Here is a 24,955-nt window from a genome sequence, read left to right as displayed (position 1 = left end):
AGGCGGGTGACAACAACAAGGCCTTTACGAGGACATCCTCATGAGCAATCAGCAACTCGGGGCACAGGACGCCTTGATGGATCGTGCCACCAGCGGCTCCAAGGCGCCGGGAGAGGAATCCCTGGCACCCCAGAAGGTCCGTATCATGGGCCGCTTTTCCTACCTGCTGGCCTGGTTCGGCGGCTGTGTATCCATCGGCACCTTCACCATGGGCTCGAGCATCGTCGGGACGCTCAACCTGATCCAGGCCGGGGTGGCCATCGCCATCGGCTGTTTCGTCATCGGCATCGCCCTAGCCTTGAACGGCGCCGCGGGCTACAAGTACGGCATTCCCTTCATGGTGCAGGCGCGCAGCGCCTTCGGTTTCAGCGGCACCCGCCTGCCTGGCCTGGTGCGCGCGGTGCCCGCCATCGTCTGGTACGGCTTTCAGAGCTGGATCGGCGCCGGCGCCTTGAACATGGTGTCCGCCACCCTGTTCGGCTTCGACAACCTGATCTTCTACTTCGTCACCTTCCAGTTCCTGCAGATCGCCCTGTCCGTGCTGGGCTTCCAGGGCATCAAATGGCTGGAGAACATCGGCAGCGCCTTCATCCTGGCCTCCCTGGTCTACATGTTCTACAGCACGGTGCAGCGCTATGGAGACGAGCTTTCCGCCAGCCTGCTGACCATGGAAGGCTCCTGGGGCCTGCCGTTCTGGGGCGCCACCATGCTGTTCCTGGGCATCTACAGCACCATGATCCTCAACGTCAGCGACTACGCCCGGGAGCATAAGCGTGGCACCGGCCCGGGGCTGCTGACCACCATCTACGCCATGTCGATCCTGCCCTGCACCCTGTTCATGGGCCTGATCGGTTACATGGTCTCGGAAGCCACCGGGGTCGCCGACCCCATCAAGGTCTTCGCCAACGCGGTGGACAATACACCGCTTTTGATGACCACTCTGCTGTTCATCGCCTTCGCCCAGGTCACCACCAACGTGCTCAATAACGTGGTGCCGCCGACCTATGTGCTGATGGATGTCTTCAAGCTGAAGTTTCGTACCGCCACGGTGATCGTCGGCCTGCTGGCCTTCGCCAGCTTCCCTTGGGAGCTGGTCAAGGACGAATCCGCCGCCGGCCTGCAGATCTTCGTGCAGACTTACTCCGCCTTTCTCGGCCCGATCTTCGCCATCCTGGTGGTGGACTACTACCTGATTCGCCGCCGCACCCTGGATATCGCCAAGCTCTACGACGAGAAGGGCCCTTACCAGGGCGTCAACTACGCCGCCCTGATCGCCACCGCCGCGGGGGCCGTGGTGGCACTAACCTTCTCCGCCGTCTCCTGGTACGCCAGCCTGATCCCCGCCGGCCTGACCTACTACCTGCTGATGAAGTACTGGGCGCCCTGCCAGCGGTTCCGTCACTGACTGTCAACCGGCGTCTCCCCGAGGCGCCGGTATTCCCGATCGTCCTGCAAAGGTGTCCATCATGGCCATGTCTCTCTCGACCGCTTCCCGAGCCAGGCTCGCAGCGGGCTATCTATTGAGCTTTCTTCTTATGATCACGCCTGTCTGGGCCGAACAAGACAAGACTCCGTCGTCTTCCAAGGATTCATCAACGGACAGGATCATCGTGCTGATCAATCCCAACTCCAACGCTCGGGCCACCGAATCCATGGCGGAACTCGCCCGGCGAGAAACCCAAGGTATCGCGAAGGTCGTGGGAAAAAGTAACCAGGACGCGCCGGCACTGCTGACCACGCCCCAGGACATGATCGATGCGGCACCGGGGGTGGTGGCGATCGGCGTCGAGGCGGCAAGCAATGAAAACGTCGCGGCGATCATCGTCTCCGCCTTCAGCGATCCGGGACTCGAGGCCTTGCGCAAGGAAGTCGATATCCCGGTGTTCGGCATCGGTGAAGAGGTCTTTCACGCGGCAGCGCTGGGCAATCGTCCCTTCGGTATCGTGACGGTCACCCCAGACGAGGGGCTGATCGAGTCCTTCCGGAAGAAAGCCGCCTCGCTAGGCTACGAATCGCTATATCGTGGCGTCCGGGTGACGCCGGGCGACCCGCTGAAACTGGTGGAATCGCCGGAACAGCTCGATACCGCTCTTGCCGAGGCGGTGAAGACATCCATCGAGGAAGACGGCGCGGCAGCAGTGATCATGGGCGGCGGTCCGCTTTCCGCCTCCGCCTTCCGGCTGCAGCCGCGATTCGACGTGACCCTGGTGGTCGCCGTCAACGCCGCCGCCCGGGCGGCGGTCGAGGCCATTCAGGACAAGTAGGCTGGTTCAATAAACCAACAAGAAGAGCGCTTTCATGCAAGACGACGAACTGCACATCTCCCATATCGACAAAAGCCTCTACAACGTGGATCTCGCGCCGATCCCCCACAGCAAACGCCGCTGGGGCTGGTTCGAGATCTTCAACGTCTGGTCGAACGATATTCAGAGCCTGTTCGGCTATTCCCTGGCCGCCTCGCTGTTTCTTTCCTATGGGCTGAACGGCTGGGCGGTGATGGTGGCCATCATCCTGGCAGGTTTCGTGGTGATGGTGCTGGTCAATCTATCCGGCAAGCCCAGCGTCAAATATGGCATTCCCTTTCCAGTGATGGTTCGCGCCAGCATGGGGGTACGCGGCGCCAACCTGCCGGCGCTGCTGCGAGCTATCGTGGGCATCTTCTGGTATGGCGTACAGACCTACTTCGCCTCCACCGCAATGGCGCTGTTGCTGACTTCACTTTTCGGCGATCCCGGCGGCAGCTTCCTGGGGCTTTCTGCCATCGGCTGGATCTCCTTTATCCTCGTCTGGTTTTTTCAACTGGCGATCTTCTGGGCCGGTATCGAACGCATCACGCAATTTCTCAACTGGGCCGGGCCCCTAGTCTACCTGGTCATGGTAGCCTTGATGATCATCATCTGGGTTCAAGCCGGCAGCGATCTGCTTCCCGCCATTGGAAGCATCTTCAGCAGCAGCGGCGATTATCAGGGCAGCGCGGTGAGCGCCTTCCTGGCGATCACCGGCACCATGATCGCCTACTTTGCCGCGGTGGTGATCAACTTCGGCGACTTCACGCGCTTCGTCAGAAGCGAACGCCAAATGAAGCTGGGCAACCTTCTCGGCTTGCCGCTCAACGTGGCGTTCTTCTCCTTTATCGCCTTGATCATCACCGCCGGCACCCTGGCACTGTTCGGCGAGGCGCTGATCAATCCCTCGGATATCATCGAGCGCGTCGACTCGCTGCCGTTGACCCTGATCGCCGCCCTCACCTTCTTCGCCGCTACCGTGGGGATCAACCTGGTGGCCAACTTCATCCCGCCCGCCTACGATCTGGCCAACCTTTTCCCCAGCAAGATAAGCTTTCGCATCGGCGGCCTGCTCACCGCCATCATCGCCTTCTTTATCGGCGCCCTGTGGCTGACGGTGATCAGCCGGATCGGCATTCCCGGTTTTGTCAATGCCCTGGGCGCCATCGTCGCGCCCTTCTACGGCATCATCGTGGTGGATTACTACCTGATTCGACGCCAGCGGCTGAATATCCAGGACATGTTCTCCGCCGAGCCGGGCAGCAGCTACTACTACACCAAGGGCTGGAACCGGCGCGCGCTGCTGGCCTTCGGTCTGGCGGCGCTATTTTCGATCTCCACGGTCTGGGTCCCCACGCTCGCGGCGCTGAACGGCTATGCCTGGCTGATCGGTGCGGGCCTCGGCGGGCTGTTCTATTATGGGCTGATGCGTGGATACGTTCCCCAGGCGGCAACCACTTCCTGATAGGGACGACGCGCTTTCATGCACAGGACAAAAGACCCCGAGCCGCTAGCTCGGGGTCTTTTGTTTGAAGGTTCGATAGCCGACGCACGGACAGCGCAGCGTCAGAAAGAAAAGATATGATGCAGGTCCGGCACTTCGTCGGTTTCCTCGACGAAGGAGAGCGATGCCTCGATCGACTTGAGATGGCGACCCATGAAAGCGCTCGCTTTCTCGCCATCGCCTTGGTCAAGCAGATCGAGCAGTCCGGCATGATCGTGGGATTCGCACCCCAGGTGGCCGGTATTGCCGTAGACCGCGAGGATCAAGGAGGAGCGCGAACACAGGCGACCGATGAACTCCGCCAGGGCGGCATTGCCGGACAGCCGAGCAAGCCGCTCGTGAAACTCGGCGGACAGCTTGATGGCGACGCTTTGCTCTCCCCGCTTCAGCGCCTGCCGCTCCCGGGCGGCAAGCTCCCGCAGTTCACGAACGTCCTCCGCGGTCATGCGCTGGGCTACCACTGGCATGACACCACATTCCACCAGGTGACGCGCGGCGAATACATCCCGCGCCTCCTCGGCGGTGGGGCGGGTCACGCTGGCGCCACGCCGGGGGGTCAGGGTCACCATCTGTTCATGGGCCAGGCGCTGCAGAATCTTGCGAATGCCGGTGCGGCTGACCCCGAATACCTCGGAAAGCGCGTCTTCACGTAGCCGTGCGCCGGGTTTCAGACGATGCTCGATAATGGCATCGCTGATGGTGCGATAGATGACATCATGCCGTTCGGCACCGTCGCCGTTCTTGCCCTTCCTGGGATTCGACGCCATCGACATCTTGGTCGCACCGTCCTTGGACACTAGTTCTTGCTGACTCATGCCATTCTCACTTCGACAATCCTGTCTATTATTGTATACGCTTTACTGCAGGAATGTTTTGATCGCTGTCATTGTCCGCAGGGAAGCGAAAATAATACTGGCCGATGGCACCACCAAAAAAGAACGTCCGCATCGCTGCGGACGTTCCAGTCATTGCACGTAGCTGCTTCCTGCGCCGAGTTCACCGAGAATCACCAGGCCGCGATGACCGCCTTTTCCTCGTCGGTGATGCCGGTGATGTTACCCAGCGGCATGTAACCACTCGCGATTACCTGCTTGATCATCGGTTTCTGTACTTCGACCTGCTTCTCGCTGTCCAGCATGACTCCCGCCGGTGCCGCGGCGAAGCCGGGATGGCTAGGCTTCTGGGCATGGCACTGCACGCAGCGATTTTCCATGATGGTATCCACCTGCGCCAGGGTTGACGTACCGGAGAAAGCTACGCCGTTGCTGGTACCCACATTGGCGGCCGGCTGGCTGGACGGCGCCGCCAGCCACACGGACACCAGGATCAGGGCCACACCGACCGCGGGATAGACCGGCTGAATCTTGCCCGCATGCATCAGCACGAAGAACTGACGGATCAGGGCGCCGGCGAAGATGAACAGCACCATGATCACCCAGGCATAAGCATGGGTATACATGAAGGAGTAGTGATTGCTCAGCATCAGCAGCACCACCGGCAGGGTGAAGTAGGTATTGTGCACGGAGCGCTGCTTGCCGCGCTTGCCGTCGAGAGGATTCGGCGTTTCACCGGCCTTCATGGCCTTCACCATGCGCCGCTGTCCCGGAATGATCCAGAAGAACACGTTGGCGGACATGGCCGTGGCCATCACCGCGCCGGTCAGCAGGAAGGCCGCACGACCTGCGAAGATGTGGGTGGCCAGATAGGCGACTACCACCATCATCACCGCCACAGCGATACTCAGGACGCCGTCCCGGGTCATGTTCGGGCTGATGCGCTTGCACAGCTCGTTGTAGACCACCCAGCCCAGCAACAAAAACAGCAGCGCGGCGATATTGGCCTGCCAGCCGGTCATGTTGGCCGCCCATTCCCAGGGGCTGCCGGGATTGACCAGGTAGATACTCGGACTCGCCAGGTACAGCACGGCAAAGAGCGCGAAGCCGGAAAGCCAGGTGGTATAGGATTTCCAGAAGGACCAGTGCAGATCTTCCGGGAGCTTGGCCGGTGCGGAGGCGTACTTCTGATTGTGGTAGAAACCGCCGCCGTGTACCGCCCACATTTCGCCGAATACGCCCTTCTCTTTGTCTTCCGCCGCCTTGGGGGTCTTCAAGCCGTTATCGAGCATCACGAAGTAGAGGGATTCGCCGATCCAGGCGATAGCAGCGATCACATGCAGCCACCTCAACAACATATTACCGAATTCGATTAAATAGGCTTCCATCGTCGTGCCTCTTGTTGTGCGGTTGTTCTAGGAACCGCTATAGCGTCTATTACAAAAAACGCGCCGGAAACTGTTATAGAAGTGTCAGGAGTCGAGGGCGTTTTCGGCGTTTTATTTTGGTGCAGTTTCTCTATCAGCTGCCGCGATAGGTGGACAAACTGTAGGGGGAAAGTAGCAAGGGAACATGGTAATGCTCGTCCGCATTGGCGACGCCGAAACGCAGCGGAATGCGATCGAGAAAACGCGGCTCGCTACCCTTGATGCCCTGACGGTCAAGGTATTCACCGGCGTGGAAAAGCAGTTCATATTCGCCGGTAGTGAAGTCCTCGCCTTCGAGGATCGGCGCGTCGCAGCGACCATCGTCGTTGGTGATCGTTTCACCCAGGCGCGTACGATTTTCGCCTTCCAGACGGAAGAGTTCGATGCGGATACCGTGGCCCGGGCGGCCCAGGGCAGTGTCAAGAACGTGTGTCGTCAAACGTCCCATGAGATTCTCCTGTTTTGTGATGCAGACTATAATTGCCAGCTTCTGGAAACAGTTTTAGCCTTAAGAAGAGTACATTTCAAAGTTTTTTTGTATACATTTAGCCTATCGTCTAATACGAACGGCGTTTTTATTCATGGGAGACAAGACCGAATGAGCGACAAGACCCTGACACCGCGCCCCAGCAACCTGAGTCGCGAACAGTTCGTCAGTCAGTATGGCGACATCTATGAGCACTCGCCTTGGGTAGCGGAGATTGCCTGGGACCAAGGGCTGAGCGAGAAGGAGGATACGCCGTCGGGGCTGGCGGAAGTCCTCGGCGCGGTACTCAATGCCGCAGGGCCGGAGCGCCAGCTCGAGGTCATCCGCGCTCACCCGGATCTGGCGGGCAAGGCGGCGATCGCCGGCGAGCTGACCGATGACTCGACCCGGGAACAGGCCGGTGCCGGGCTGGATCAGTGTTCACCGGAAGAGCTCGCGCGTTTCGAGCGTCTCAATCAGGCCTACAAGGATCAGTTCGGCTTTCCCTTCGTCATCGCGGTCAAGGGCAAGGACCGCTACGATATTCTCGAAGCTTTCAAGACGCGCCTCAAGAACAGCGCAGACGAGGAACGCCGCACCGCCATTGAACAGATCAACCAGATCGCACGCTTTCGTCTGCAGGGCCGCGTCGAGCGGTAAAAATGGAAACCATTTCCGTCATGCGCCGTTAAGCATGTATGCTAGGGCGAATCTAGGCAACCGCGTATGACGGAGATAGCAGTGGCCGAAACGAAACGTAAGGCGGTAGGCCGGCCCGCCGGATCGGGCAAGGTCAGCGGCGGGCACAGCCAGTCGCTGGTACGCGGGCTCAATATCCTCGAAGGGCTGGCCGCCGCCCCCATGGGTCTGGCACTTTCGGACATCGCTCAGATCGCCGGCCTGGCGCCTTCCACCACCCATCGCCTGCTGCAGGCGCTGCACAAGCAGGGCTTCATCACCCAGGACAGTGAACTCGGTCTATGGAAAGTAGGAGTCAAGACCTTTCAGATCGGCAATACCTTTCTTGAAGCTCGGGACTACGTCGCCACCGCGCGGCCCTATCTGCGCCGTTTGACCGAGGAAAGCGGCGAATCCGCCAACCTGGGCATTCGCGACGGCAGCATGGCGGTGTTCCTGGCTCAGAGCGAATCCCATCAGATGATGCGCATGATCACCCGGCTCGGCTCCCGGGCGCCGATGCACGCCTCCGGCGTGGGCAAGGCTCTGCTGGCCTGGCTGCCGGAAAAGGAAGTCGAGCGTATTCTGCAGGCCCGGGGGCTGGCACGGGTCACCGCGAACACCATCGATACCCCCGCCAAGCTGCGCGAGGGCATGGCGGAAATTCGCCAGCAGGGCTATGCCTGCGACCGGGAAGAACACGCGGTGGGGCTCCACTGCGCCGCCGCCTCGATTCACGACGAGCGGGGCAGTCCGCTGGCGGCCATTTCCGTTTCCGGCCCGGTGGCACGAATCCCCGAATCCCGGCTGATCGAACTCGGTAGTCTGGTGCGCCGCGCCGCCCGGGAAATCACCCAGCAGCTGGGCGGGCGCATGCCCCTGCCGGAAGAGTACTGACTCAAAGAAGAGTACTGATCAAGGCAAGAGTATTGATCAAGGTAAAAGTACTGATCAAAGCGTCGGTTCAAGCATCAAGCTGGTAGCAGATCTTTCCTTCGATCAGGGTCAGCACGCAGCGCCCGCGAATACGTCGATTCAACAGCGGCGTGTTGAGTCCGCTGGAATGCAGGCTCTGGCTGCTGGGCTCCCATTCCTGAGTCGGGTCGAAGACCGCAATATCCGCAGAATCCCCCACCGCCAGACCGCCTCCGGAAACCCCCAGGATATCCGCCGGCCCGCTGGACAGACGGGCCGCCAGCGTCCGCCAGTCGACGACGTCCTGTTTGACCAGTGCCTGCGCCATGGCCCAGGCGGTTTCCAGGGTGCTCATGCCCGGCTCGGAGGCGGCGAAGGGCGCCATCTTGGCGGCCTGCTCGTGCGGCAGGTGGCCGCTGGCGATAGCCTCGATGGCGCCGCGTTTGAGCCCATCACGCAGCGCCTGGCGATCCTCGACACTGCGCAGGGGCGGTTCGAGATGAAAATTGGCGTCGAAGCCGTCGATGGCCTCGTCCGTCCAGTGCAGCTGCGCCAGGGTCACGTCGCAGGTAAGCGCGATGCCCCGCGCCTTGGCCTCTTCCACCATCGCCAGGCTGCGGCCACAGGAAAGATGCGCCAGATGCGCCCGCACCCCACTTCGTTCGATCAGCAGCAGCCACTGAGCCAAGGCGGCGGTCTCGGCGGTTTCCGAAATGCCGCCCAGGCCCAGACGAGTGGCCTGAGTGCCCTCATGGGCGCAGCCGCCGACGGCCAGGGCGGCGTCCTGGGGATGCAGGATGACCGGAATATCGAATGACGCGGCGTACTCCAGGCAGCGCTTCAATATCCGCGTGTCCGCCACCGGCCGGCGCAGATTGGTCAGCGCCACGCAGCCGGCTTTCTTCAGGCCCGCCATATTGGCCAGCAACTGGCCTTCCAGGCCCTGGGTCAAGGCGCCGATGGGCGCCACGTGAAGGGTGCCGAGTTCTTCGACTCGATCCAGCAGCGTCTGAATATGGGCGGCGCTATCCAGTACCGGGCTGGTATCCGGCCGCGGGGCGATACAGGTATAGCCACCGCGCAGCGCCGCTGCGGATTCGCTAACAAGGCTACCCTTGTAGCGCGGCCCCGGGTCACGCAGGTGAGCGCCGATATCCACCAGCCCCGGCAAGAGCAGCTTCCCCGTCAAATCGAAACATCGATCCGCCTGAAAATTCGACAGTTCGCCCAGGCCGGCGATCTTTCCACCCGCGATATGGACGTCAAGGACGCCATCCTGTCCGCTACGCGGATCGATCACTCGCGCGCCGCTCAGGGTAAGCCTCATGAGGCGGAACTCCCGCCGAGCGCGAAGGCCGATAAACGGCGGGGCGAAAGGGCAAATTCGTGGGGCATGGGAACGCTCGCGGTCGGCTAGGGAGAAATCGCGGCTTATTATAGCCGACCGACGAGCTTGATCGAACCTTCAGCGGGATTGGATTGCCGTGCTCAAGTATTGAGCACCACGCCGCCGTTCAAATGTATCGTCTGGCCGGTCATGTAGGAGGATTCCTCCGAGGCCAGATAGACGTAGGCGGGGCCCATTTCGCTGGGCTGGCCGGCGCGGTTCATGGGCACCTGCCCACCGAAGCCTTCGACCTTTTCTTCTTCGAAGCTGGCAGGTATCAAGGGCGTCCATACCGGCCCCGGGGCCACCGCATTGACCCGAATGCCCCGCCCGACCAGCGAGACTGCCAGGGATCGTACCAGCCCTTGAATCGCGCCCTTGGTCGCGGAATAGTCGATCAGGGTGTTGTTGCCCTTGAAGGCATTGATCGATGAGGTGGCGATGATGCTGTCGCCTTCCTGCATGTGCGGCAGCGCCGCCTTGGCCATGTAGAAATGGCTGAAGATGTTGGTCTGGAAGGTGCGCAGCAGCTTCTCGTCGGGAATCTGGGTCACGTCGTCCCAGTCGTACTGTTCCGCCGCGTTGTTGACCAGTATATTGAGCTTGCCGAAACGCTCCAGGGTCTTGTCTACCACTTCCCGACAGAACTTTGAGTCGCCGACGTCGCCCTGCATCAACTCACAGCGCCGGCCTTCCGCTTCCACCAGCGCCTGGGTATCCTCCGCATCCCGCTGTTCTTCAAGATAGACGATGACACAGTCGGCGCCTTCCCGGGCGAAATGCGCCGCCACCGCGCGTCCGATACCGCTGTCGCCGCCGGTGATGACCGCCACCTTGTCCTTGAGCTTGCCGGTGCCGCGATAGCTGTCGCGAATGAATTCCGGCTCCGGCTGCATAGCGTGCTCGTCGCCGGGCTGCCTGTCCTGATGTTGAGGGGGTTGCTGCTGTTCGGCCATGGGGTTCACTCCTTTGTTGCCTTGGCGTTACGATTCGCGCTCCCTTGCGAGCGGCAAGCGCGCCCTATTCAAGATAGAAGATTCCGCGCCGCGCTCAAGCGCTTGCCTGCATCCGCTGGCGCGTCTGACCGCTGACTGCCATGGACAGCACCGCCATGCGAATGGCGATGCCGTTGGTGACCTGATCGAGAATCACCGAGCGCGGCCCGTCCGCCACCGCGGATTCGATCTCCACCCCGCGATTGATCGGTCCGGGATGCATGACGATGGCCTCGGGATGCGCCCAGGCCAGACTTTCCTGGGTCAGGCCGTAATAGCGGTAAAATTCGCTTTCCGTGGGCAGCAGGGCGCCGTCCATGCGTTCCTTCTGCAGGCGCAGGGCGATCACCACGTCCACATCCTCGAGACCTTCCTGCAGTTGGGTGAATACCCGACAACCCAGCGCCTCCACGTTGACCGGAAGCAGCGTGCGCGGCGCGATCACCCGCACTTCCGCGGCGCCGAGGATGTTGAGGGCCAGAATCTGCGAGCGCGCCACCCGGGAATGCAGAATATCGCCGATGATCGCCACCTTGAGCGGCGCGAACTCACCCTTGTGGCGGCGAATGGTCAGCATGTCGAGCATCGCCTGGGTGGGATGGGCGTGGCGACCGTCCCCGGCGTTGATGATCGCTACCCGGGGCGTGACCTGGCTGGCGATGAAGTGCGCCGCTCCAGAATCCGAATGGCGCACCACGAAGGCGTTCGCCTGCATGGCTTCCAGGTTCTGAAGCGTATCGAGCAGGGTCTCGCCCTTGGCGGTGGAGGAAGTCTGGATATCCAGGTTGAGCACGTCCGCGGAAAGCCGCTTGGCCGCCAGCTCGAAGGTGGCTCGGGTGCGGGTGGAGTTCTCGAAGAACAGGTTGGCCACGGTCTTGCCCCGCAGCAGCGGAACTTTCTTGACCTCCCCTTGCTGCACACCGAGAAAGCTGTCCGCGATATCGAGAATTTCCTCGAGCAGCGCTTGGGACAGGCCATCGATATCGATGAAATGACGCAGGCGACCGTCCGGGGTGAGTTGAACCTGGGCCGAGGTGCCGGGGCGAGACGTGAAATCGAACACAGCGGTTTCCTTTTGACTAGCGGCGGGCCGTATCGAGAGATAGGGTCAAGGGCTCCGGGCCGGAAAGCTTGACCCGCTGCCCCGCGGGGAGTTCGAGCGCCGCGCCGCAGATATCCGCCTGAATCGGCAGCTCCCGCCCCGGCAGGCTGATCAAGCTCGCCAGCAGCACACGGCTGGGCCGCCCGTAATCGAAGAGCTCGTTGAGCGCCGCGCGCACGGTACGCCCGGACATCACCACATCGTCCACCAGAATGAGATCGCGATTCTCGATATCGAACGGCAAGTGGCTCGCGCGAATGCCCTCCGGCAGCCCTTGACGATTGAAGTCGTCCCGCCAGAAACCGATGTCCAAGGTCCCCAAGGGCGTGGTCAGCGCGATCCGCTGGTGCAGCTTTTCGGCAATCCACACCCCGCCGGTATGAATACCGACCAGGGCCAGCCGCTCCCGAGTAAGGCCGAAATTGTCGATGCAGCTTTCAATTTCGCTCTGCATGCGATCCAGCAGCGGGGGAATATCGGGAAGCGTCATGGCAAAATCCTCGGGTGGCATTCAAATCACGAAAACGGTCGGGCGGGCAAGCCTTCTTGGGTGGCGAACCAGCTTTCGAGTATCAGCACCGCCGCCAGACCATCGACCCCCTGCTCGCGATAGCTCTTGCGGCTATCGCGATAGCCGCTCTCCCGAGCGATGGCCTTGGCTTCCCAGGTGGAGCCGCGCTCGTCCATCATCTCCAGCGGCTTGCCGTAGCGCCCGTACAGCCGCTTGCCGAACTTTCGGGCCCGCTGGCTCATGGCGGATTCACTGTCGTCCCTGTTGAGGGGCAGGCCCACCACGAACAGATCCGGCTGCCATTCCGCCACCAGTCGGGTGACTCGCTCCCAGTCCGGAATGCCGTCCCGGGCGGGCAGCGATTCCAGCGCTCGGGCGCTGGCGGTCAGCTCGTTGCCCACCGCCACGCCGATACGCCGGGTACCAAAATCGAAGGCCAGTATCAGACGGGGGCCACCAACCTTGCTGCCCGGCCTCGTCATCAGCTATGGCCCACCTGGCTGCTCATCAGGTTGAGGTCGACGCCGAGGATTCCCGCCGCCGCGCCCAAGCGCTGCTCCACCGGCGTCTCGAAGAGAATGCTGCTCTGCCCCTCCACGGTCAGCCAGACGTTATCCTTCAATTCCTTTTCCAGTTGACCGGCTTCCCAGCCGGAACACCCCAGACAGATCAGGAACTGCTTTGGCCCCTGATCCTCCGCCAGGGCCTTGAGCATGTCCATGGAAGTAGTCAGGGCGACATTCTCGCTGACCTGAATGCTGGAATCCCAGGGCTGGGCGCTGCCGCGATGCAGAATGAAACCGCGATCCTTGTGAACCGGCCCGCCGTAGTAGACCGGCGCATCCCGATGAGGGCTTTCTTCGCCGCCCAGGTCCAGCTGTTCGAACAGGGTTTCCAAGGTGATCTCCAGAGGACGGTTGACAATCACCCCCATGGCGCCGTTGTCGTCGTGGTCGCACAGATAGCTCAGGCTGCCGGCGAAGTGGCTGTCCTCTAGATGCGGCATTGCCATGAGAAAATGATTCTTGAAGCTTTGCATGGGCCTCCCGGGCGTCAATGCACGCCGAAATTGTTGCCTTTCCCGAAGCGCCAGGTACGGGTGAATTCCAGTCGCTCGAGCCCTGCCAGGCCTTGATCGAAAGGCCGATAAGGCGCTGCCGCCTCGACCGCGTTCAGGGCCGCCCGGTCGAGTTCGGGATGTCCCGAGGATTGTATCACCTCTGCTTGGGCAAGCTGACCGTCCGGTCGAATCACCACACGGATTCGCAGTTGTCCCGCAAGATGCGCCGGCGCCGGATACCGGCGATTGCCGATATCCTCCACCCGTCGAGTCCAGTCGGCGATATAGCGATCCCGGGCGGCGCGGGTGAGTGAATCCCTGAGCGGCTCATCATGGGGCTGCATGGCAAAGCCCTGTTCGCGCACGCTGGCGGTAGCGCCGGCCAGCAGATCGCGCCCGGAAGGCGGCGCATTGGTCGTATCCGCGGATGGCGGCGAGGAAGACGCCGGCGGCTCGGCTTGGGGTCTTGGTTCAGGCTTGGATTCAGGTTCGGGCTTGGGTCTGGGCTCGGGTTCCGGTCTGACTTCAGGCTTGAGACTATCCTCGGATCGGGATACTGCCTTCGGCACGGGTTTAACTTTTGGCTCGGATTCGGGTTTCGGCTCGCGCTCGGGTATCGCTACCGGCGTCACCTGCGGTGCGCTTGCCGACGGCGCGGCGTTCGAAGGAGCCTGAACCAGAGTGACCTTGATGCTGCGCCGTCCCGGCGGCGGTTCCGGCGTTGGCGACGACCGGTTCACCAGCAGGGCGAACAGCGCCCCGTGCAGCAGCAGCGCCAGCCCCAGCGCCGGCCAGGCGTAGCGAAACCGGCGGATAGGCGCTTCGGTAATTTCCCTTTTCGCCCGCATGATTCGCGATCGATACGTTTCAAGGGAGCCGACGCAGGATGGCGTCCATCAGCTGGCCAGCGATATCCGTGCCGCGCTGATCGTCGATTTCCCGCACGCAGGTGGGGCTGGTCACGTTGATTTCGGTAATGTAATCGCCGATCACGTCGAGGCCGACGAACATCAGGTCTTTTTCCTTGATGATCGGCTTGACCTGCTCTACCAGCCAGAGATCCCGCTCCGTCAGTTCGCGGCTGACCCCGCGACCACCGGCAGCCAGGTTGCCCCGGGTTTCGCCGGCCATGGGTAGCCGCGCCAGCCCGAAGGGCACCGGCTCGCCCTCGATCAGCAGGATGCGGGTATCGCCGTCCTTGATTTCCGGCAGATAGCGCTGGGCCATGATCTGATACCGCCCGTGCTCGGTGAGCATCTCGATGATGGTGCCCAGGTTGCGACCGTCCGGCTGCACATGAAAGACGCCGCTGCCGCCCATGCCGTCCAGCGGTTTCAGGATCACGTCGCCGTGTTCCGCCTGGAAGGCGCGCAGCTCTTCCGCGCGGCAGGACACCAGGGTCGGCGCGCAGCACTGGGGAAACTGCTGGGCAAAGAGCTTTTCGTTGCACTCCAGCAGCGCCCGGGTGGGATTGACCACCAATACTCCCTCTCGCTCGGCGAAGCCCAGCAGATGCACCGCGCCGAGAAAATGCGCATCCACCGGCGGGTCCTGACGCATCAAAATCACGTCAAGCTCCGCCAGCGGCCTGGGCTCGACCTCGCCCAGCTCATACCAGTGATGAGGGTCCCGAAAGGCCTGGAGTTCCCGCAGGCGGCCATGGACCCGCCCCTGGTTCAGATAGAGATCCTCCGGCTCGAGATAATAAAGCGACCAGCCTCGATCCTGAGCCGCCCACATCATGGCCAGGGTGGTGTCTTTCTTGTAGGTGATATCGGCGATCGGGTCCATCACGATGCCGATCTTCAAGGCGCGTTCGCTCATTGTCTCGGGTGTCCAGATCAGAGAATGTTGCTTGGCAGTATGACCCAGCGCTACTCGATAGACCAAGAGGTGATATCAGTCGTCGGACGCTTTCACCAGTCGGATGCCGTCTTTTTCAATGACGATCTTGCGCTGCTTGTAGAGCTTGCCGATGGCCTGCTTGAAGGCGCTCTTGCTGACCCCCAGCTGGGCCTTGATGACGTCCGCCGGACTCTTGTCGCTCAGCGCCAGAAAACCTTGATGCGCTTCCAGGGCGTCCATCACCCGCTGCGCCGCCAGCTGCTGCTTCGCCGCCCCGGAAGGCGTCAGGGAAAGATCCAGACGGCCGTCCTCGCGTACCTGGCGCACGTAGCCCTCGAGTCGCTCGCCGCGCCGCAAGGGCCGAGGCAGATCCGCATGATACAAGAGCCCCCAGAAGCGATGATCGACCACCGCCTTGACCCCCAGGTCCGTACGCTCGCCGATCACCAGGCATACCTTGTCCCCGGCGGCCAAGCCTTCCGCCCGGTCGACGATGAAATCGTCCAGACGCATCGATGCCGTTGGACGACCCTGGTCATCCTCGAAGATCATCACCATCACCCGCTTGCCCGCCGGCGGTCGGGCGCGCTGTTCGCTGTAGGGCAGCAATAGATCCTTGGGACGGCCCCAATCGAGAAAGGCGCCGGTATCATTGACCGCCACGACTTTCAGGTAGGCGACCTCGCCGATCTCCGGCTGGAAAGAGGAATGTTGGGATACGTTCATGGCTTTATATCCTCGAAAAGCGTCACTCAGGATTGCAGATCGCCAAAATGATGCTGCAGCAGAGTCAGCGCCACTACCGGAGCGGTTTCGGTGCGCAGGATGCGCGGACCCAGGCTCAGGGTGACGAAACCGCTGGCCAAGGCGGCTTCGACTTCCGTGTCGTCGAATCCGCCTTCCGGGCCGATCAGCAGCGCGGCGCTGGCCGGTGCTTCGAAGGTATCCAGCCTGTCTTGAAGAGTGGGCTGAAGCGAACCTTGCGGCGCCGGATGCAGCACCAGACGCAAGGGTTCGTCTCGATCGGCGAGCCAAGCGTCCAGGCTGCGGGGCGCGGCAATGGCGGGCACCGTCGCCCGGCCGCACTGCTCGCAGGCGCTGATCGCCACCGCCTGCCAGTGGGCGAGTTTCCTGGCTTCTCGCTCGCCTTTTAGCCGCACGTCACCGTGCTCGGTATACAGCGGCGTGACAACCGCCACTCCCAGCTCCACCGCCTTCTGAATGGCGTAGTCCATGCGATCGCCCTTGGAAATCGCCTGGCCCAGATGCACCGCCAGGGGCGATTCGACGCCTCCCGGAAAAGCCTCCTCGATCCTCGCCGTCACCCGCTTGCGCGCGGTTTCGACCAGCCGGGCCCGTGCCTCCCGACCAAGACCGTCGAACAGGATGAGCGGCGCGCCCTCCTTGAGCCGCAGCACCAGGGCGACATGGCGTCCCGCCGCCTCCGGCAGAACGACGTCGCCGCCGACAATCAGCTCGGCGGCGACGTGAATACGAGGGACGTTACGCTTACTGTAGCGGGGTATCGCCATCTTGCGTGTCCGCCTGTTCCTTGCGCTGCTTGTTCTGCAGGTACATGGCATCGAAATTGACCGGCGCCAGCATCAGCGGAGGGAAGCTGCCGCGATTGACCAGGTTGTCGATGCACTCCCGGGCGTAGGGGAACAGCATGCTGGGACAGAAGGCGCCCAGGGTATGATCAAGCCGCTCGCCTTCGAGACCGGTGATGCGGAACAGGCCCGCCTGCTCGATTTCCGCCAGGAAACAGGTGTTGTCGGTTTCGCTATGGTTGACCCGAGCGGTGATCTTGACCACCACCTCGAACAGGTCCTCGCCGATCTTGGTGCTGCTGGTGCCCAGATCCACATTGACCTTGGGTTTGAAGGCTTCCTGAAACACCTGGGGCGCATTCGGCGACTCGAAGGAAATGTCCTTGACGTAGATACGCTGCAGCCCGAACTGCAGTTGGGGCTGCTCCCCCGCGGCGTCGGTCGCGCCTTGGGCATTGCTTCCTTGAGAGTTGTTTTCCGCCATTGTGATACCTCGAACACGTGATGAATGAGTCTATTTCTTGACGACCGGCAGGCTGTCCGCCTGCCACTGAGCCATGCCACCCTTGAGCTTAAGCGCGCGGGAGAAACCGGCCTTGGTCAGTTTCGCCGTGGCGACGCTCGATGACTGCCCCTGCTTGCAGACAACGATGGCCGGCTTGTCCTTGAATTTTTCCAGCTCCCCCAGACGCGCATCGAGCTTGCTCTGGGGAATGTTGCGGGCGCCGGCGATATGGCCCGCCTTGAAGTCCTTGGCATCGCGAATATCGATCACTACCGCGTCTTCGCGATTGATCAGCTGGGTCGCCTCGCTGGAGCCTACCGAGCCCCGGCTGCTGCCCATGGCTTCATAGACCAGCCAGGCGGCCAGCACCAACAGGAAAGCTCCCACCAGCAGCGGATGGTTCTGCACGAATTCAAACAGCTGATCGATCATCGGTCCGGTGACTCTTTTTCAGTGGCGTTTTCAGTGACGACAGGATTTCAAGAAGTAACGAGAGGGCTGCGATTATACACGAGCCGGCGGTTTCCGGCAGGGCAAGCTGACGCCCCCCCAGGCCCTGCGTTATGATGCCGCAAGCCGCCGCCACCCGCGACCCCCATTCAGGTAAAGAGGGGCGCCGATGCTTTCAAACGAGGTCTTTCATGCCTGCCAATGCTTCCGCCGCGCCGCGTCCCACGGCGCTGATCATCCTCGATGGCTACGGTCATCGGGAAGAAACCGAGCACAACGCCGTCGCTGCCGCCGCGACTCCGACCATGGACCGGATCACTCGCGACTATCCCAGCAGTCTGATCCACACCGACGGCGCCCACGTCGGACTGCCGGCAGGTCAGATGGGCAATTCCGAGGTCGGCCACATGAACCTGGGCGCCGGCCGAGTGGTATATCAGGATTTTACCCGCATCACCAAGGCCATCGAGGAAGACGAGCTCAAGCATATCCACGCCCTGACCGCCCCCATCGACGCCGCAGTCGCTAGAGACAAGGCGATACATCTAATGGGTCTGCTGTCTCCCGGCGGTGTGCATAGCCACGAGGATCATATTCTGGCGATGGCGGAGCTGGCCGCCGCCCGAGGCGCTAAGCGCCTGTACCTGCATGCCTTTCTCGATGGCCGCGATACCGCGCCGAAGAGCGCCCAGGCCTCCCTGGAGCGAGCGGATGCGCGCCTTTCCGCGCTGTTCGGCGCCGAGAACGGCTTCGTCGCCTCGCTGATCGGGCGTTATTTCGCCATGGATCGAGACAATCGCTGGGAGCGGGTGGAACAGGCCTATCGGCTGATCACCCGGGGAGACGGCGAGTATCAGGCTTCCTCCGCCCAGGCCGGACTCAAGGCCGCCTACGCCCGAGGCGAAACCGACGAGTTCGTCACCGCCACCGCGGTGGCTCCCCAGGGCAAGCCAATCGCCATGGAAGATGGCGACGCCGCCATCTTCATGAACTTTCGCGCGGACCGCGCCCGAGAGCTGACCCGCGCCTTCGTGGAAGACGCTTTCACCGGCTTCGAGCGTGCCTCCCGCCCGCGCCTGGCCGGCGACGGCCTGGTCACGTTGACCCAGTACGCGGCGGACATTCCCGCACCGGCGGCCTTTCCGCCGGCGGATCTGCACAACACCCTGGGGGAAGTGATCGCCAAGCGAGGCATGACTCAGCTGCGCATCGCCGAAACCGAGAAATACGCCCACGTCACCTTCTTCTTTTCCGGCGGCCGCGAGGCGGAATTCGACGGCGAAACCCGCACCCTGATTCCCTCCCCCAAGGACGTCAAGACCTACGACGAGAAGCCGGAAATGAGCGCTTTCGAGCTCACCGACGCCCTGGTGGAGGCGATCCATTCCGGGCGCTTCGACCTGATCGTGTGCAACTACGCCAACGGCGACATGGTCGGCCACAGCGGCGACTTCGATGCGGCGGTCAAGGCCATCGAAGCGGTGGATCAGTGCGTCTCACGAGTGGTCGAGGCCATCGAAGAAGTCGGCGGTGAATGTCTGATCACCGCGGATCACGGCAACGCGGAGCAGATGGTCAATCCGGAAACCGGCGCGCCTCAGACCGCCCACACCACCAACGTGGTGCCGCTGATCTATGTGACGAAACGTCCGGCGCGGCTCAAGGACGATGGCCGCCTTTGCGACCTGGCGCCGACGTTGCTGCGCATGATGGATCAGGAAATCCCCGAGGAAATGACCGGGCGCGTTCTCGTCGACTATTCATGAGGCGTCCGCGAATCGCCGCCTGGCTGATGTCGGTGCTGACGGCCGTGATAATAACGGCAGTGCCTGCATCGACGGTTCTCGCCGCCCCGGATGAGCGAGAGGCCAAGGCGCGTCTCGATGCGATCGGCAGCGATATTCAGGCGATGAACCTGCGCCTGAGCAAGACCCGAGAAGCCCAGGACAATGCCGCTCGAGCGCTGCGCAAGGTGGAAACCGCCCTGGCCGAGACCAATCGCCGCCTGGATACGCTGCAGGCCGAACGCCGTGGCCTGGTGGATGAACTCGAGGCGCTCGAGGAAAAGCGCGAGACGCTGCGAAAATCCCGACGGGAGCAACTCGAGGCGCTAGCCAGCGAACTCGATGCCCTCTATCGAATGGGTGATTCGCCTCAGCTGAAGCTGCTGCTCAATCAGGACGATCCGGCGCGTCTCGATCGGCTGCAGACCTACCTCAATCATCTTTCAAAAGCGCGAACCGCGCGGCTCGACGAAATCCAGCGTCTCGACGCGCAGCTGGGGGAAAATCGCCGCCAGCTGGATCGTCAACAGGCAGCGCTCGCGGAAGTCGTGGCGACGCTGGAAAGCCAGAGCCTCGAGCTTGCGGAGCAGAGGCGCCAGCGGCAGCAGCTTCTGGCGAAGCTCGACAGCCGCTATCAGGACGAGCGGTCGCGCCTGGCGGCCCTTGATCAAGACCGCCAGCAGGCGGAGAAGATGCTTTCCCAGGTCCAGGAAGAACTGGCACGGCTCAAGCGACCGCCGCCCTCCACCGCCATCGCCAAGACCCAGGGCAAGCTGCCCTGGCCGGTGCAGGGCAAGATCGAATCCCGCTTCGGCAGCGGTCGGGGGGTCAATCGCAACGGCCTGCTGATCGCCGCCCCGGAAGGCAGCCCGGTGCAAGCGATACACGCGGGTCGGGTGGTATTCGCCGACTGGATGCGCGGTTTTGGCAATCTGCTGATCGTCGATCACGGCGATCAGGTGATGACCCTGTACGCACATCTGCAGCATTTTCAGGTTCAGGTGGGCAGTCCGGTGAAGGAAGGCGAAGTGGTGGCCGCGGTTGGGCAAAGCGGTGGGCGCAGCTCGCCGGCGCTGTACTTCGAGGTGCGCCGCCAGGGCGAGCCCATCGATCCGCAGCGCTGGATCGCGCGGCGCTGAGTTGAATGACGCGATACTGAACTGAATCACATGATGCTGAGTTGGGCCGCGTGGCGTTAGGCTGGATTCTTGCGGGAAACAGGCGCTATGCTGAGCCATCGTTGCCGCTAGCGCGGCATTCATCGTCTTAGCGACGCCAATGACCACGACTGCCGTGATGCTTGCTATCTCGACTCATACCACTGGAGCTTACATGCGCGCCAAGGCACTCTCATTGCTATTTGCCTGGTGGGTTCTGATGCCGTTCACGGTCCAGGCCCAGACCGAATCGGTCATCTCGAACGACCTCCCCATCGAAGACGTGCAGACCTTCGCCGAGGTCTTCGAGCGCATCAAGCGCGCCTACGTGGATGACGTCGACGACGCCACCCTGCTACGCAACGCCATGCGCGGCATGCTCGGCGAGCTGGATCCCCATTCCGCCTACCTCGATCAGGAGGACTTCGACAGTCTGCGGGAGTCCACGGAAGGCGAATTCGGCGGCATCGGCATCGAAGTGGGCATGGAAGACGGCCAGCTCAGCGTGGTTTCGCCCATTGACGACACCCCTGCCGCCCGAGCCGGTCTCCAGCCCCAGGATGCCATTCTGCGTATCGACGATACCCCCACGGAGCGTCTGTCGCTGCAGGAGGCGGTGGAGCTGATGCGCGGCGAGCCCGGCACCACCATCAAGATGACCGTTCTGTCCAAAGGCGCGGAGGCCCCGCGCACCGTTACTCTGACCCGGGAAAACATTCGCACCCAAAGCGTCAAGCAGGAATTGCTCGCGCCCGGCTACGGCTATCTGAGAATCAGCCAATTCCAGAGCCGCACCGGGGAGCAGGTGCGCGAGGCGATCCGGGAACTGCGCGGGAAAGGCCCTCTCGACGGCTTGATCCTGGATCTGCGCAACAATCCAGGCGGCGTGCTGCAGGCCGCGGTGGACGTGGCGGATGCGTTTCTCGATCAGGGCCTGATCGTCTACACCGAAGGCCGCCTGCCGGACAGCGATCTCAGCTTCTCCGCCACATCGGATACCATCGCACCTCAGGTGCCCATGGTGGTGCTGATCAACGGCGGTAGCGCCTCCGCCGCGGAAATCGTCGCCGGCGCTCTGCAGGATCAGCGCCGAGCGGTAGTGATGGGTACCGACAGCTTCGGCAAGGGCTCGGTGCAGCAGGTCATGCCCTTGGGTAACGGCGACGGTCTGAAGCTGACCACCGCCTTGTATTTCACCCCGGACGGTCGCTCTATCCAGGCCCAGGGCATCAAACCGGATGTGGAAGTGGTACGCGGGCGGCTCGAGGTCGCGGAAAACAGCGGCCTGCAGCTGCGCGAAGCGGACCTGCAGGGCCATCTCGAAGGCAACGGCGCCAAGCGCACCGGCGGCAGCGCCGCGGAGCGGCTGCAGGAAGACTACCAGCTGGGCGAAGCGCTCAATCTGCTCAAGGCGCTGAACGTGCTGGGGTCGCGGGCCGGGGGTTAAGAACAGGACGCCGGCAGCCGCCCCCGCTCGCCGATCGCCTGGTGCATCAGCAAGCGCTTGAGCGGGGTCAGCCGATCGACGCCGCCAAGCCCCAGGTTGCGTGCCAGCACCAGCGCCGGATGAGTGCTCCCGAACAGCAGCCGAAAGCCGTCCATCAATGCCAGCATGCCGGCATTGTCGCCGCGCCGGCGCCGGGCGTAGCGGTTGAGAATACGCGGGTCGCCGAGTCGAGCGCCCCGCGTTCGGGCTGACAGCAGCTCTTCCGCCAGCACCGCCGCGTCCATCAGCCCCAGGTTCACCCCTTGTCCCGCCAGGGGATGGATACTGTGAGCCGCATCGCCAATCAGGGCGAAGCCGTCGCGCACGTACTCCTTGGCGTGGCGCTGCACCAGAGGCAGGCTGACCGCTCGATCCACCACTTCCACGGCGCCGAGCCGCGCCTCGAAGGCCTGTTCCAGTTCCCCGGCCAGAGCCCTCGGCGTCAGACTCGCCAATCGCTCCGCATCGGCAGGACTCGTCGACCAGACGATGGAGCAATGGTCATCGCGACCCGCCACGTCGACCGGCAGGAAAGCCAGCGGGCCGCCGGACAGAAAGACTTGTCGGGCCACCCCGCCGTGGCCCCTGGCGACTCGAACCGTGGTAACCAGGGCCGCATGACCGGTATCGCGGCTGTCGACATCGATGCCGGCCAGATCTCGCAGCGGCGAGCGGGCGCCATCCGCGGCGACGACCAGCGGCGCGTCGAGCTGCTCGCCGTTTTCTAGGGTCAGGCGCCGCCCGCCAGGTGTTTCCTCCAAGGCGACAGCCTTGGCGCCGTAGCGGATCGTCACCGTCCGCAGCGTTTGAAGTCGTGCGGTTAGCGCGCGCTGGGTCACGACGTTTTCGACGATATGTCCCAGTACCGGCACCCCGGCCTGATCCGCGCTGAAGTGTATTTCTCCACTGCCTTGGCTGTCCCAGACCTGCATGGCGTAGTAGGGCGTTACCCGCTGTGTCTCCATGCAGGACCACGCCCCCAGGGTTTGCAGCAGTCGCTGGGAGATGGGGTTCAAGGCGCTGACCCGCAGATCAGGACGCTGCGCTGCTGTCGATTTCAAATCCGTCGAGACCGGCGGCGGTCCCGCGTCTATCAGGCTGACTTCCACGCCGGCCTCCCCCAGCAGAGCCGCCAACCCCAGGCCGACGATGCCGCCGCCGACAATCAGTACTTCCGCCTGATTCACTGCGTCTTGCATTTTCAGCCCCCTTGGCGGTGGTAGTTCGGTAATCCCATCGAGACGTTGAAACGGCTCCGGACGACCTTTATAGCAAAATGACTATGGAACGTATTTCCAAAAACGGCTGGTGTTTGGATACGAGAAAAATTACAACTACGAATGAACGCTGCGTCGCCATGGCGGATTGCAGCTTGAGTATTCGCGCTCAACCCTCTGTTGGCCCCTTGTATCACAGCTGGCACACAACGATTAACACACAACGACAATCACGAGCCACGATATGACAACAACTCCGACCGGCACCACGCGACACAAGCATGAAGCCAAACGTCCCGAGGATGAATACCTGGGCGTCGGCCCCAGTATTGCCTATGGATTGCAGCACGTCCTGACCATGTACGGCGGTATCGTCGCCGTACCCTTGATCATCGGCCAAGCCGCCGGCCTGGCGCCAACGGAAATCGGCGTCCTGATCGCCGCCGCTCTGTTCATGGGTGGACTCGCCACTCTGGTCCAGACCATCGGCTTCCCCTTCTTCGGCTGTCAGCTACCGCTGGTGCAGGGGGTATCGTTCGCCAGCGTGGCGACGATGATCGCCATTGTCGCCGCCGGGGGCGGGCTACCCACCGTGTTCGGCGCGGTCATGGCCTCCGCCGCCATCGGTTTTCTCATCGCGCCGATCTTTTCCAAGGTGATCAAGTTTCTCCCCCCGGTAGTCACCGGCACCATCATCACCACCATCGGCTTGACCCTGATGCCGGTAGCGGCCCGCTGGGCCATGGGCGGCAACAGCAAGGCGGAGGATTTCGGCAGCGTGGCCAATATCGGCCTGGCGGCGCTGACCCTGGCGCTGGTGCTGGTGCTGGTGCTCAGCAAGATCGGCATCGCCGCAGTGTCCCGGCTTTCCATCCTGCTCGCCATGGTCATCGGTACCCTGTTCGCCACCGCAGTCGGCATGGCGGACTTCTCTCAGGTAGGCAACGGCCCAATCTTCGCCTTCCCGCAGCCTTTCTTCTTCGGCGCGCCGGTGTTCGATATCGCGGCGATCATTTCCATGCTGATCGTGGTCATCGTCATCCTGACGGAAACCACCGCGGATATCATTGCGGTGGGCGAGATCGTCGATACCGAGGTGGATTCCAAGCGTATCGCCAACGGCCTGCGGGCGGACATGGGATCCAGCGCGCTTGCGCCTATCTTCGGCTCCTTTACCCAGAGCGCCTTCGCCCAGAACGTCGGCCTGGTGGCGGTGACCGGGGTCAAGAGCCGCTTCGTGGTCGCCGCCGGCGGTGTCATCCTGGTGCTGCTCGGCCTGCTGCCGGTCATGGGGCGAGTGGTTGCCGCAGTGCCCACCGCAGTGCTCGGCGGCGCCGGCATCGTGCTGTTCGGCACCGTGGCCGCCAGCGGCATTCGCACCCTGGCCAAGGTGGAATATCACAACAACATGAACCTGGTGATCGTCGCCACCTCCATCGGCTTCGGCATGATCCCGATCGCCGCGCCGACGTTCTACGAGCACTTCCCCGACTGGTTCGAGACCATCTTCCACTCCGGCATCAGCTCCGCGGCAATCATGGCGATCCTGCTGAACCTGCTGTTCAATCACCTGAAGGCGGGCAACGTCGATCAAGCCTCCGTCTTCGTCGCCGGCACCAATCGTATCCTGTGTGAACGTGACGTGGCGGTGCTCAATCACGGCGACCATTTTGTCGATGGCAAGCTCTTCAACGCGGAAGGCGAGGAAGTGCCGATCGTGCCGGACAACAGCCCAGAAGCTAACGGAATCAGCGGCCAACCCGCCAGCTCTCACTAAAACTGCTGGTGCATTTCAGTC

General features: G+C 62.5%; 25 protein-coding genes. 9 read left to right on the top strand and 16 right to left on the bottom strand.

The features are described 5' to 3' along the window. The first annotated feature begins 40 nt into the window (after positions 1–40). The 3 genes from FGL86_RS04535 to FGL86_RS04525 all read left to right on the top strand — a co-directional run bounded on the left by FGL86_RS04535 (position 41) and on the right by FGL86_RS04525 (position 3,750). Positions 41–1,405: an NCS1 family transporter gene (locus FGL86_RS04535; RefSeq protein WP_186764471.1), complete on the top strand. Its 1,365-nt coding sequence runs from the start codon at positions 41–43 to the stop codon at positions 1,403–1,405. Positions 1,406–1,466: 61 nt separating this feature from the next. Beyond that, positions 1,467–2,264, top strand: coding sequence for an aspartate/glutamate racemase family protein (locus FGL86_RS04530; RefSeq protein ID WP_222433795.1), 798 nt, complete (start codon positions 1,467–1,469; stop codon positions 2,262–2,264). Positions 2,265–2,298: 34 nt separating this feature from the next. Then, positions 2,299–3,750 (top strand): NCS1 family nucleobase:cation symporter-1, encoded by a 1,452-nt coding sequence (locus FGL86_RS04525; protein ID WP_147183479.1) that lies wholly within the window; start codon positions 2,299–2,301, stop codon positions 3,748–3,750. A 101-nt stretch (positions 3,751–3,851) separates the two neighbouring features. On the opposite strand, the gene FGL86_RS04520 is transcribed toward FGL86_RS04525, so the two are convergent. The 3 genes from FGL86_RS04520 to uraH all read right to left on the bottom strand — a co-directional run bounded on the left by FGL86_RS04520 (position 3,852) and on the right by uraH (position 6,497). Beyond that, on the bottom strand, positions 3,852–4,562 hold the full coding sequence (locus tag FGL86_RS04520) for a GntR family transcriptional regulator (RefSeq protein ID WP_246131780.1): 711 nt from the start codon (positions 4,560–4,562) through the stop codon (positions 3,852–3,854). Positions 4,563–4,795: 233 nt separating this feature from the next. Then, positions 4,796–6,010 carry a urate hydroxylase PuuD gene (locus FGL86_RS04515; RefSeq protein ID WP_147183477.1) on the bottom strand — a complete coding sequence of 405 codons (1,215 nt, stop codon included), beginning with the start codon at positions 6,008–6,010 and terminating at the stop codon, positions 4,796–4,798. A gap of 133 nt (positions 6,011–6,143) precedes the next feature. Then, positions 6,144–6,497, bottom strand: coding sequence for a hydroxyisourate hydrolase (gene uraH / locus FGL86_RS04510; protein ID WP_147183476.1), 354 nt, complete (start codon positions 6,495–6,497; stop codon positions 6,144–6,146). 150 nt (positions 6,498–6,647) lie between these two features. Between uraH and uraD the strand changes: the two genes are divergently transcribed. After that, positions 6,648–7,175 (top strand): 2-oxo-4-hydroxy-4-carboxy-5-ureidoimidazoline decarboxylase, encoded by a 528-nt coding sequence (gene uraD, locus FGL86_RS04505; RefSeq protein ID WP_147183475.1) that lies wholly within the window; start codon positions 6,648–6,650, stop codon positions 7,173–7,175. A gap of 81 nt (positions 7,176–7,256) precedes the next feature. Further along, positions 7,257–8,090 carry an IclR family transcriptional regulator domain-containing protein gene (locus FGL86_RS04500; protein WP_147183474.1) on the top strand — a complete coding sequence of 278 codons (834 nt, stop codon included), beginning with the start codon at positions 7,257–7,259 and terminating at the stop codon, positions 8,088–8,090. Between the two features lie 67 nt (positions 8,091–8,157). Here FGL86_RS04500 and FGL86_RS04495 read toward each other — a convergent pair whose 3' ends face one another. The 12 genes from FGL86_RS04495 to FGL86_RS04435 form a co-directional block, all read right to left on the bottom strand. Then, on the bottom strand, positions 8,158–9,435 hold the full coding sequence (locus FGL86_RS04495) for a dihydroorotase (RefSeq protein ID WP_147183473.1): 1,278 nt from the start codon (positions 9,433–9,435) through the stop codon (positions 8,158–8,160). Between the two features lie 161 nt (positions 9,436–9,596). Continuing rightward, the gene (locus FGL86_RS04490) at positions 9,597–10,451 is read right to left on the bottom strand and encodes an SDR family oxidoreductase (protein ID WP_147183472.1); all 855 of its coding nucleotides are present in this window, start codon (positions 10,449–10,451) and stop codon (positions 9,597–9,599) included. Positions 10,452–10,545: 94 nt separating this feature from the next. Next, positions 10,546–11,553, bottom strand: a complete 1,008-nt coding sequence (locus tag FGL86_RS04485) for an aspartate carbamoyltransferase catalytic subunit (protein ID WP_147183471.1) — start codon at positions 11,551–11,553, stop codon at positions 10,546–10,548. Between the two features lie 16 nt (positions 11,554–11,569). Beyond that, positions 11,570–12,082, bottom strand: a complete 513-nt coding sequence (pyrR, locus tag FGL86_RS04480) for a bifunctional pyr operon transcriptional regulator/uracil phosphoribosyltransferase PyrR (protein ID WP_147183470.1) — start codon at positions 12,080–12,082, stop codon at positions 11,570–11,572. 26 nt (positions 12,083–12,108) lie between these two features. After that, positions 12,109–12,585 carry a Holliday junction resolvase RuvX gene (gene ruvX / locus FGL86_RS04475; RefSeq protein WP_147183469.1) on the bottom strand — a complete coding sequence of 159 codons (477 nt, stop codon included), beginning with the start codon at positions 12,583–12,585 and terminating at the stop codon, positions 12,109–12,111. Next, positions 12,585–13,142, bottom strand: coding sequence for a YqgE/AlgH family protein (locus FGL86_RS04470; RefSeq protein WP_147183468.1), 558 nt, complete (start codon positions 13,140–13,142; stop codon positions 12,585–12,587). The genes ruvX and FGL86_RS04470 overlap by 1 nt, the downstream gene beginning before the upstream one ends. Before the next feature lie 14 nt (positions 13,143–13,156). Then, a complete protein-coding gene (locus tag FGL86_RS17895; protein ID WP_186764470.1) occupies positions 13,157–14,011 on the bottom strand; it encodes a TonB family protein in 855 nt (284 codons plus the stop codon). Positions 14,012–14,030: 19 nt separating this feature from the next. After that, positions 14,031–14,987: a glutathione synthase gene (gene gshB, locus FGL86_RS04455; RefSeq protein WP_147183466.1), complete on the bottom strand. Its 957-nt coding sequence runs from the start codon at positions 14,985–14,987 to the stop codon at positions 14,031–14,033. A 75-nt stretch (positions 14,988–15,062) separates the two neighbouring features. Beyond that, positions 15,063–15,734 carry a CvfB family protein gene (locus tag FGL86_RS04450; RefSeq protein ID WP_147183465.1) on the bottom strand — a complete coding sequence of 224 codons (672 nt, stop codon included), beginning with the start codon at positions 15,732–15,734 and terminating at the stop codon, positions 15,063–15,065. A 26-nt stretch (positions 15,735–15,760) separates the two neighbouring features. Beyond that, complete coding sequence (locus FGL86_RS04445) at positions 15,761–16,540, bottom strand: 16S rRNA (uracil(1498)-N(3))-methyltransferase (RefSeq protein ID WP_147183464.1); 780 nt, start codon at positions 16,538–16,540, stop codon at positions 15,761–15,763. Beyond that, on the bottom strand, positions 16,518–17,042 hold the full coding sequence (gene secB / locus FGL86_RS04440; protein ID WP_147183463.1) for a protein-export chaperone SecB: 525 nt from the start codon (positions 17,040–17,042) through the stop codon (positions 16,518–16,520). The genes FGL86_RS04445 and secB overlap by 23 nt, the downstream gene beginning before the upstream one ends. Before the next feature lie 30 nt (positions 17,043–17,072). Next, positions 17,073–17,495, bottom strand: a complete 423-nt coding sequence (locus tag FGL86_RS04435) for a rhodanese-like domain-containing protein (protein WP_147183462.1) — start codon at positions 17,493–17,495, stop codon at positions 17,073–17,075. 209 nt (positions 17,496–17,704) lie between these two features. Here FGL86_RS04435 and gpmI point away from each other — a divergent pair, with 209 nt between their 5' ends. The 3 genes from gpmI (at position 17,705) to FGL86_RS04420 (ending at position 21,901) form a co-directional block, all read left to right on the top strand. Continuing rightward, the gene (gene gpmI, locus FGL86_RS04430) at positions 17,705–19,279 is read left to right on the top strand and encodes a 2,3-bisphosphoglycerate-independent phosphoglycerate mutase (RefSeq protein WP_147183461.1); all 1,575 of its coding nucleotides are present in this window, start codon (positions 17,705–17,707) and stop codon (positions 19,277–19,279) included. Next, on the top strand, positions 19,276–20,436 hold the full coding sequence (locus FGL86_RS04425; protein WP_147183460.1) for a murein hydrolase activator EnvC family protein: 1,161 nt from the start codon (positions 19,276–19,278) through the stop codon (positions 20,434–20,436). The genes gpmI and FGL86_RS04425 overlap by 4 nt, the downstream gene beginning before the upstream one ends. A gap of 193 nt (positions 20,437–20,629) precedes the next feature. After that, entirely contained in the window at positions 20,630–21,901 is a 1,272-nt protein-coding gene (locus FGL86_RS04420; RefSeq protein ID WP_222433794.1) for a S41 family peptidase, read from the top strand. Here FGL86_RS04420 and FGL86_RS04415 read toward each other — a convergent pair. Then, on the bottom strand, positions 21,898–23,139 hold the full coding sequence (locus tag FGL86_RS04415) for a UbiH/UbiF/VisC/COQ6 family ubiquinone biosynthesis hydroxylase (protein WP_147183459.1): 1,242 nt from the start codon (positions 23,137–23,139) through the stop codon (positions 21,898–21,900). The two genes, FGL86_RS04420 and FGL86_RS04415, sit on opposite strands and share 4 nt — an antisense overlap. Before the next feature lie 262 nt (positions 23,140–23,401). Here FGL86_RS04415 and FGL86_RS04410 point away from each other — a divergent pair, with 262 nt between their 5' ends. Beyond that, the gene (locus FGL86_RS04410) at positions 23,402–24,934 is read left to right on the top strand and encodes a nucleobase:cation symporter-2 family protein (RefSeq protein WP_147183458.1); all 1,533 of its coding nucleotides are present in this window, start codon (positions 23,402–23,404) and stop codon (positions 24,932–24,934) included. Positions 24,935–24,955: the final 21 nt, after the last annotated feature.

Source organism: Pistricoccus aurantiacus (assembly GCF_007954585.1).
Taxonomy (GTDB): domain Bacteria; phylum Pseudomonadota; class Gammaproteobacteria; order Pseudomonadales; family Halomonadaceae; genus Pistricoccus; species Pistricoccus aurantiacus.
This window is presented reverse-complemented; position numbering and strand designations above follow the sequence as displayed.